7 protein-coding genes and 2 pseudogenes are annotated in these 8586 nt (G+C 71.9%); 6 read left to right on the top strand and 3 right to left on the bottom strand.

The features are described from left to right. A pseudogene (locus tag JNW91_RS27060) lies at positions 1-311 on the top strand (septal ring lytic transglycosylase RlpA family protein); the annotation flags it as partial. An 8-nt stretch (positions 312-319) separates the two neighbouring features. Here the strand turns inward: JNW91_RS27060 and gabT are convergent. Both gabT and JNW91_RS27050 read right to left on the bottom strand, forming a co-directional pair. Then, complete coding sequence (gene gabT / locus JNW91_RS27055; RefSeq protein ID WP_203178227.1) at positions 320-1591, bottom strand: 4-aminobutyrate--2-oxoglutarate transaminase; 1272 nt, start codon at positions 1589-1591, stop codon at positions 320-322. Between the two features lie 62 nt (positions 1592-1653). Continuing rightward, positions 1654-3090, bottom strand: a complete 1437-nt coding sequence (locus tag JNW91_RS27050) for a gamma-aminobutyraldehyde dehydrogenase (protein WP_203178226.1) — start codon at positions 3088-3090, stop codon at positions 1654-1656. Here JNW91_RS27050 and pyrH point away from each other — a divergent pair. Together pyrH and frr are read left to right on the top strand one after the other, a co-directional pair. Further along, positions 3073-3819 (top strand): UMP kinase, encoded by a 747-nt coding sequence (gene pyrH, locus JNW91_RS27045; protein WP_238425780.1) that lies wholly within the window; start codon positions 3073-3075, stop codon positions 3817-3819. The two genes, JNW91_RS27050 and pyrH, sit on opposite strands and share 18 nt — an antisense overlap. A gap of 56 nt (positions 3820-3875) precedes the next feature. Next, a complete protein-coding gene (frr, locus tag JNW91_RS27040) occupies positions 3876-4433 on the top strand; it encodes a ribosome recycling factor (RefSeq protein ID WP_203178225.1) in 558 nt (185 codons plus the stop codon). 76 nt (positions 4434-4509) lie between these two features. Here the strand turns inward: frr and JNW91_RS27035 are convergent, their stop codons facing one another. Then, the gene (locus JNW91_RS27035) at positions 4510-4953 is read right to left on the bottom strand and encodes a hypothetical protein (protein WP_203178224.1); all 444 of its coding nucleotides are present in this window, start codon (positions 4951-4953) and stop codon (positions 4510-4512) included. A gap of 381 nt (positions 4954-5334) precedes the next feature. Between JNW91_RS27035 and JNW91_RS27030 the strand changes: the two genes are divergently transcribed. From JNW91_RS27030 to JNW91_RS27020, 3 genes and pseudogenes are all read left to right on the top strand, one after another. Beyond that, positions 5335-6780 carry a phosphatidate cytidylyltransferase gene (locus tag JNW91_RS27030; RefSeq protein ID WP_203178223.1) on the top strand — a complete coding sequence of 482 codons (1446 nt, stop codon included), beginning with the start codon at positions 5335-5337 and terminating at the stop codon, positions 6778-6780. Between the two features lie 104 nt (positions 6781-6884). Continuing rightward, positions 6885-8042: a 23S rRNA (adenine(2503)-C(2))-methyltransferase RlmN gene (rlmN, locus tag JNW91_RS27025; protein ID WP_203178222.1), complete on the top strand. Its 1158-nt coding sequence runs from the start codon at positions 6885-6887 to the stop codon at positions 8040-8042. Between the two features lie 31 nt (positions 8043-8073). After that, positions 8074-8586, top strand: a pseudogene (locus JNW91_RS27020) (DivIVA domain-containing protein); the annotation flags it as partial.

The raw sequence follows: 8586 nt of genomic DNA, 5'->3' as shown, positions 1-8586 counted from the left end.
GTGCCGGCCGGCCGGCCGGCACGGTACGCCCCGGCGCCTCCTCTCCCGGCGCGCCCGGCCCGGCGCCGCGCTCGGCGTGCTCGGGGGCGATCACCTTCTTCGAGGAGGCAGCCGCGCCGGCGGCGACCAGCGGGCAGTTCCCGGTGGGTACACGGTTGCGGGTGACCAACCTGGACAACAACCGGGTGACCACGGTGACGGTGACCGGCCCGTCGGGCAGTTGTGTGCTGCTCAACTCCGCCGCGATGGAGCAGATCCGCGAGCCCGGCAAGAACCTCGTCCGCCGCAACACGGTCGAGGTGCTCCGCTAGGCGTCAGGTCACCCGAGGGCGCCGTCGAGGATGTCGGCGCCCCGGGTGAGCTGCGCGTCGGAGATCACCAGCGGGGGCAGGAAGCGCAGCACGTTGCCGTACGTGCCGCAGGTCAGGGTGAGCAGGCCGGCGGCGTGACAGGCGGCTGAGACGGCCGCCGTGGCGAGCGGGTCGGGGACGAGGGTGCCGGGCTGCACCAGCTCCAGGGCGAGCATCCCGCCGCGTCCGCGGACCTCGGCGATCCGCGGGTCCCGCTCGGCGACGGCCCGTAGCCGGGGGGCCAGCACGGACTCGATCCGGCGGGCCGCACCGGCCAGGTCCAGCTCGTGCATGGTCTCGATGGTGGCCAGCGCGGCGGCGCAGGCGATCGGGTTGCCGCCGTACGTGCCGCCGAGACCGCCGACGTGCACCGCGTCCATCAGCTCGGCCCGACCGGTCACCGCCGCCAGCGGCAGCCCACCGGCGATGCCCTTGGCGAGGGTGACCAGGTCCGGTTCGACGCCCTCGTGCTGGCAGGCGAACCAGTCGCCGGTCCGGCAGAAGCCGGTCTGGATCTCGTCGGCGACGAAGACCACCCCGGCAGCCGTCGCCCAGGCCCGCAGCGCCGGCAGGAAACCCGGTGCCGGCACCACGAAACCGCCCTCACCCTGGATCGGCTCGATGAGCAGCGCGGCGACGTTCTCCGCTCCCACCTGCTTTTCGATCATCCCGACCGCCCGGGCGGCCGCCTCCGCCCCGGAGAGCCCGCCGTCGCGCAGCGGGTACGACATCGGCACCCGGTAGATCTCCCCGGCGAACGGCCCGAACCGGTGCTTGTACGGCATGTTCTTCGCGGTCAACGCCATGGTCAGGTTGGTCCGGCCGTGGTAGGCGTGATCGAAGACCACCACCGCTGGCCGTCCGGTGGCGTGTCGGGCGATCTTGACGGCGTTCTCGACCGCCTCCGCCCCGGAGTTGAACAGCGCCGAGCGCTTCTCGAACCCGCCCGGCGTCAGCGCGTTGAGCTGCTCGCACACCGCCACGTACGACTCGTACGGCGCGACCATGAAGCAGGTGTGGGTGAATCGCTCGGCCTGCGCCCGGACCGCCTCGACGACCTTCGGGGCGGAGTTGCCGACGCTGGTCACCGCGATGCCGGCGGCGAAGTCGATCCACTCCCGTCCGTCGACGTCGGTGATCGTTCCGCCCGACGCGCGGTCCACGTAGGACGGGATCACGCTGCCGACGCCCCGGGCGACGGCACCGCCGCGCCTCTTGTGCAACTCATCAGAGGCGGTCACCCCACCGCTCTCTGCTCGCGCTGCGGGGCTCGCAAACCCGGCTCACTCCTCGCGCTCACGGTTCAGCCCTCGATGTTGTGCATGACGTGCTTGATCCGGGTGTAGTCCTCCAGGCTGTACACCGAGAGGTCCTTGCCGTGGCCGGAGTGCTTGAAGCCGCCGTGCGGCATCTCCGAGACGAACGGAATGTGCGTGTTCACCCAGACGCAGCCGAAGTCCAGTCGGCGGGTCATCCGCATCGCCCGGCCGTGGTCCCTCGTCCAGACCGACGCGGACAGGCCGTAGTCGACGCCGTTGGCCCAGCGCACCGCCTCGTCCTCGTCGGAGAACCGCTGCACGGTGATGACCGGCCCGAAAACCTCGTCCTGGATGATCTCGTCGGCCTGGCGCAGCCCGGAGACCACCGTCGGCGCGTAGAAGTAGCCACGCTCGCCCTGCCGGGACCCGCCGGTCTGGATGGCCGCGTGGTCCGGCAGCCGGTCGACGAAGCCGCTGACCCGGGCCAGCTGGTTGGCGTTGTTCAACGGGCCGTAGAGCACGTCGGCGTCGTCCGGCCCGCCGGTCTTCGTGCCGCGGGCCTGCTCGGCGAGCGCCGCCACGAAGTCGTCGTGGATGCCCGGGCCGGCCAACACCCGCGTCGCCGCCGTGCAGTCCTGCCCCGCGTTGAAGTAGCCGCCCACCGCGATGGCCTCGGCCGCCGCCGCCACGTCCGCGTCGTCGAAGAGCACCACCGGGGCCTTGCCGCCCAACTCCAGGTGGGTCCGCTTCAGGTCGGGGGCCGCCGCGGCGGCCACCTCCATGCCCGCGCGGGTCGAGCCGGTGATCGACACCAGCTGCGGGGTGGGGTGCGACACGAGGGTACGACCGGTCTCCCGGTCGCCGCAGACCACGTTGAACACACCCGGCGGGAAGAACTCGGCGGCGATCTCGGCGAGCAGCAGCGTCGACACCGGCGTGGTGTCCGACGGCTTGAGCACCACCGTGTTGCCGGCCGCGAGCGCCGGGGCGATCTTCCAGACCGCCATCATCAGCGGATAGTTCCACGGGGTGACCTGGGCGCAGACGCCGACCGGCTCGCGCCGGACGTACGAGGTGTGCCCGGCCAGGTACTCCCCGGCGGACCGCCCCTCCAGCAGCCGGGCGGCCCCGGCGAAGAAGCGGAAATGGTCCACCGCCGGCGGAAGCTCCTCCTCCGCGGTGAGCTGGCGGGGCTTGCCGGTGTTGCGGACCTCGGCGTCGACCAGCTCGGCCGCCCGCGCCTCCACGGCGTCGGCGAGTTTGAGCAGCGCCCTCTGCCGCTCGGCGGGTGTGACGTCGCGCCAACTGTCGAACGCGGTGGCGGCGGCCGTCATCGCCGCGTCCACGTCGGCTGCGCCGGAGACCGGGGCCTGGGCGAACACCTCGCCGGTGCAGGGGTCGATCAGGTCGGCGTACCCGCCGTCGGCCGGTTCGACGTAGGAGCCGTTGACGAAGTTGCGCAGCTGCTGCTGATCACTCATGACGGGATCTCTCCGAGGGGCCGGGGGTGGCGGTCTGCGGCGCTGAAGCTCTCCGGTGAGGTGTTCGGTGGCGGCGCGATCGGCGTCGACCCGGACGTCGTCCAGGCCATCGCCCGGCAGATCGCCACCGTGGTCCGTCGTGGCGTGCAGGTCTCCGTGGTCGTCGGTGGCGGCAACTTCTTCCGCGGCGCGGAACTGCAGAAGCGTGGGATGGACCGGGCCCGCGCCGACTACATGGGCATGCTCGGCACCGTGATGAACTGCCTCGCGTTGCAGGACTTCCTGGAGAAGGAAGGCATCGAGACCCGGGTGCAGAGCGCCATCACCATGGCCCAGGTCGCCGAGCCGTACATTCCGCTGCGGGCGATCCGGCACCTGGAGAAGGGCCGTGTGGTGATCTTCGGCGCCGGCGCGGGCATGCCGTACTTCTCCACCGACACGGTGGCCGCCCAGCGGGCGCTGGAGATCCGGGCCGACGTGGTGCTGATGAGCAAGAACGGCGTGGACGGCGTCTACACCGCCGACCCGCGGATCGACCCCACCGCCAGCAAGCTCGACTCGATCACCTTCTCCGAGGCGCTGCGCCGCAACCTGCGGGTGGCCGACGCGGCGGCGTTCAGCCTGTGCATGGAGAACGGCCTGCCGATGCTGGTCTTCGGCGCGCAGGGTGACGACACCATCATCCGCGCGGTGGGTGGCGACAAGATCGGCACCCTGATCACCGCCTGAGCCCTGACGACTTTCAGCAGAGCCCACGACGAGCACAGAAGGAGGCGAGGAGACCGGTGATCGACGACACCCTCCTCGAGGCCGAGGAGAAGATGGAGCGTGCGGTTGAGCACGCCAAGGAGGAGTTCGGCGCCATCCGCACCGGCCGCGCCAACCCCGCCATGTTTTCCAAGATCATTATTGACTACTACGGCACGCCCACGCCGCTGACCCAGATGGCGTCCGTCGCGATCCCCGAGCCGCGGATGGCCATCATCAAGCCGTACGACAACTCGCAGATCAACGCGATGGAGAAGGCGATCCGCGACTCGGACCTCGGGGTGAACCCGAACAACGAGGGCAACCAGCTGCGCATCCTGCTCCCGCAGATGACCGAGGAACGTCGCCGCGACATGATCAAGGTGGCTCGGCACAAGGGCGAGGAGGCCAAGGTGGCCATCCGCAACGTCCGCCGCCGGGGCAAGGAAGAGCTGGACCGCATCGTCAAGGACGGCGAGGCCGGCGAGGACGAGGGTCGCCGTGCCGAGAAGGAACTCGACGACCTGACCCAGCGCTACGTGGCGAGCGTCGACGACCTGGTCAAGCACAAGGAAACCGAGCTGCTCGAGGTGTGATCACCCACCCGCTGCGCGGGTGAGCTGCCGCCGCGAGGCCCGTCACCGACGCCGGGGGCGGGCCTCGCGTCGTACCTCAGCAGGGGATCCAGACGGTCCTGGTGGTCTCGCCGAACTGCTCACCGGTGTACGGGTCGCGCAGCGAGAAGTGGGCGGTGGCCCGACCCGGGTGCACCGCCGGAGCGATCCGGGCGAAGGCCATCCCGAGGTCGACTGTGCCGCCGTCGCAGACGATCTCGCCGGCGCCGTGTCCCGAGGTCGCCCAGAGGGTGGGCAGGCCATCCTGCACCAGCGACGCCGACATGAGGACGACGCCGGCCGGGCAGTGCCGGGCGGTGGCCGTGACCTGGGTCGCCGGGTACGTCACCCCGGGGTCGCCGTAGGGCGGCTCAAACGGGAACAACGCGCTGGCGTGGCGGTCGATGGTGATCGTGGTCCGTGCCGTGGCCGCGGTGGCGGGTGCTCCGATCCCCAGAACCAGGGCGGCCGTCGCCAGCACCGCCAGACTGATCTTGTGCATGTGTGTGCCCTTCCCCCGTCGAATGCGCCGGCTGGGGCCGGCGCACCACCAGCGGACCATGCCCGGCCTGCCCGGCTCAGTACCTGATCGTGCAGGAAACGAGTCGGATCGACGGCTGCGGATCTCCCGTGCGGTGCCGCGCCCGGTGTGCGGACATCCGCCCCCGGTGTGCGGACGACGAGGGTGAAGCCCGTCGCCGTGCCTCGTCTCCCGTGCTGGTGCGGCGGGTGCAGTAGGCTCGGCAGGATTCCCGACACCGGGCGGTGAACACCGGGAATCGACCGACCGTCGGGGCGGTCAATCGGCGGAACATAAGCGCGTGTAGGGGATGGTTGTGGTCTTGCGTCATGTGGTCGTTCTCGCGCCACGTCGCGGTGCGTGATGTCCCACCCCGACCCCTACGTGGGAGAGCCGCGCGGCTGGGACCGGCCGGAGCGTCCGGCGGCCCTGCCCTGGCCCGAGCCCGAGATCGAGGCGGGCCAGTGGAGCCGCCGTCCGCCCGGCCCTGAGCTGTACGCCGAGCCGCGCACCCGCCCGTACGCCGAACCGATGCCGACGGATCCGTACGACGAGCGCGGCCGGGCGGTCCGCCCGGACGACCGGGACCGCTTCGACGACCGCGACCGCCGCGACCGCTTCGACGACCGGGGCCGTTACGAGGACGAGCGGAACCAACCGGGCCGGTACGACGACCGGGGTCATGCCGGTCGGTACGGTGACCGTCCGCCCGCCGGCCGCGACGGCACCTCGACCCGTCGCGACGGCCCGCAGCGGTACGACGAGCCCGGCGGGTACGACGAGCCCGGCCGGTACGACGGCCCTGAGCCCTTCGGCGGGCCGGTCCGCTTCGACGACGACGCCGAATACCCGACCGCGCAGATCGCCCCCATCGGGGCCGAACTCGGGCCGGACCTGGACCCGGTGGCCGAGCCGGAGCCTCCGGCCGGTCGGCGGCCGAAGGGTCGACGCCGGGCCAGCGTCGACCGGCCGCCCACCCAGCAACTCGGCACCGGGCGGGCCGGCCGTAACCTGCCCGCGGCGATCGGGGTGGGGCTCGGCCTCGGTGCGCTGATCGTGGTGCCGCTGGTCTTCTACCCGTTGGCGTTCCTGCCGGTGATCGCCGGCGCCATGGCCATCGGCATCTGGGAGATGGCCCGTGCGGTCCGCCGCAGCGGCGCGCATCCGCCGCTGGTGCCGCTGGTCGCCGGCGGCGTGTTGACGGTCGGGTTGGCCTGGTTCGCCGGCCCGGACGCGCTCAGCCTGGGGCTGCTGGTCACCGTGCTGGGCACCATGATCTGGCGGTTGGGCGACGGCCCGGCGGGCTTCCAGCGGGATCTCACCGCGGCCACCCTGATCGCGGTCTACGTGCCGTTCCTGGGAGGCTTCGCGGCGCTGCTGGCGGCGGCCCCCGACGACGGCCCGCTGCGCATCCTGGCCACGCTGATCGCGGTGGTCCTCTCCGACACGGGTGGCTACGCCGCCGGTGTCTCCTTCGGCCGGCACCCCATGGCCCCGTCCATCAGTCCGAAGAAGTCCTGGGAGGGCTTCGCAGGTTCGGTCACCGCCGCGGCGCTGGGCAGCGCTCTGCTGCTGTGGCTGATGTTGGACGTGGCGCCCTGGTGGGGTGCGCTGTTCGGGGTGGCCGTCTCCTGCGCGGCGGTCCTCGGTGATCTCGCCGAGTCGATGATCAAGCGGGATCTCGGGGTCAAGGACATGAGCAACCTGCTGCCCGGCCACGGCGGTCTGATGGACCGACTGGACTCGATCCTGTTCGCGGTGCCGGCCGCGTACCTGCTGCTGGCGATCTTCGTGCCGGTGGTGGGGTGAGGCATGGATCACCGCGCACCGGTCCTCCCGATCCGACGGTCGGGACCGGTTCGGCACCTCCGGACGGGTGTGTGCCGCCGCAGGCGTGACACACTGGACCAGCCATGACGAGCCTGCCCCTGATCCCCGCCATCTCGGCCGCCCCCACCGCGCGCCGGGCCTCCATGCCCCCTCAGCACCTCGCTGACCTGGACCTGGCCGGCCGCCAGGCGTTGGTCGCCGGGTTGGGTGAGCCGGCGTTCCGCGCCAAGCAGGTTTCCAACCACTACTTCGGGCGGCTGGTCCGCGACCCGCAGGCGATGACCGACCTGCCCGCGGCGACCCGGGAGCGGCTGGCCGACCAACTGCTACCCACGCTGCTCACGCCGGTACGGGAGTTGGCCTGCGACGACGGCGCCACCCGCAAGGCGCTCTGGAAGCTGCACGACGGGGCGTTGGTGGAGAGCGTGCTGATGGGCTACCCGGACCGGGTGACCGTCTGCATCTCCAGCCAGGCGGGCTGCGGCATGGCCTGCCCGTTCTGCGCGACCGGCCAGGCCGGGCTGACCCGCAACCTGTCGACGGCCGAGATCGTCGACCAGGCGGTCTACCTGGCCGGGGTGGCGGCGTCCGGAGCGGTCGCCGGCTCACCGCCGCGACTGTCGCACGTCGTCTTCATGGGCATGGGCGAGCCGTTGGCCAACTACAACCGGGTGATCGCGGCGATCCGCCGGCTGGTCAGCCCCGCTCCGGAGGGCCTCGGCCTGTCCCAGCGGCACATCACCGTTTCCACGGTGGGCCTGGTTCCGGCCATCCGCCGACTGGCCAGCGAAGACCTCTCTGTGACCCTTGCGCTGTCGTTGCACGCCCCCGATGATGATCTGCGCGACGAACTCGTGCCGGTAAACCAGCGCTGGAAGGTAGCCGAGGTGCTGGACGCAGCGTGGGACTACGCCGCCCGGACGGGCCGTCGCGTGTCGATCGAGTACGCGATGATCAAGGACGTGAACGACCAGCCGTGGCGAGCCGATCTGCTCGGGCGGCTGCTGGCCGGCAAGTTGGCGCACGTGAACCTCATTCCGCTCAATCCGACGCCGGGCAGCCGCTGGGACGCGAGCCCGAAGCCGGTGGAGCGGGAGTTCGTCCGGCGGCTGCGCGACGCCGGGGTGTCCACCACCGTACGGGACACCCGGGGCCGTGAGATCGACGGCGCGTGTGGCCAACTCGCCGCCGCCGAGGACACCGACACCAACACCGACCGCGCCGGAGAGGCACCGGCGTGACCGGGCGTGGCGAACGAGACCAGGAGACATAGTGGCGAGTCAGGGTCAGCGTTTCCGGCGCAAGGCGCTCCGCCGGGGATACAAGGTCGACGAGGTGGATGCCTTCCTCGACCGGGTCGAGGCGACGCTCGACGGCCGGCAGGTCGGCGCGCCGGTGGCCTCCCAGGAGGTCCACGACGTCGTCTTCCGGGTCCGGTTCAACGGCTACGACGAGTGGCAGGTCGACCTGCACCTGGACCGCGTCGAGCGGCAACTGGCCGAGCTGGAGGAGCGCAGCAGCGCCGGGCGCGGCGGTGACCCCCGGATGGGTCCACCGGACCGGATGGGTCCGCCGATGCGCGACGACCGGGGCATGGTGCCGCAGCCGATGCCACCACGGCCGATGCCGGCGCAGCCCGGCCCCCCCCGACCGGTACGGCCGCTACGACGAGCCGACGGGTGCCTTCGCCGGTGGGTACGACGCCCCCCGTGGCGGGTACGACGCGCCGCGAGGCCCGGCCGGACCGGCCCGATGGGCCCCGGCGGCCCGATGGGCGGACACGGC

The organism is Micromonospora parastrephiae (genome assembly GCF_016802865.1).
Taxonomy (GTDB): Bacteria; Actinomycetota; Actinomycetes; order Mycobacteriales; family Micromonosporaceae; genus Micromonospora; species Micromonospora parastrephiae.
This window is presented reverse-complemented; position numbering and strand designations above follow the sequence as displayed.

What these genes read in the sequence shown, in the direction of transcription:
- JNW91_RS27050 (WP_203178226.1), bottom strand. Translation starts at nt 3,090, where the DNA reads ATGAGTGATCAGCAGCAGCTGCGCAACTTCGTCAACGGCTCCTACGTC.
- JNW91_RS27035 (WP_203178224.1), bottom strand. Translation starts at nt 4,953, where the DNA reads ATGCACAAGATCAGTCTGGCGGTGCTGGCGACGGCCGCCCTGGTTCTG.
- rlmN (WP_203178222.1), top strand. Translation starts at nt 6,885, where the DNA reads ATGACGAGCCTGCCCCTGATCCCCGCCATCTCGGCCGCCCCCACCGCG.
- JNW91_RS27030 (WP_203178223.1), top strand. Translation starts at nt 5,335, where the DNA reads ATGTCCCACCCCGACCCCTACGTGGGAGAGCCGCGCGGCTGGGACCGG.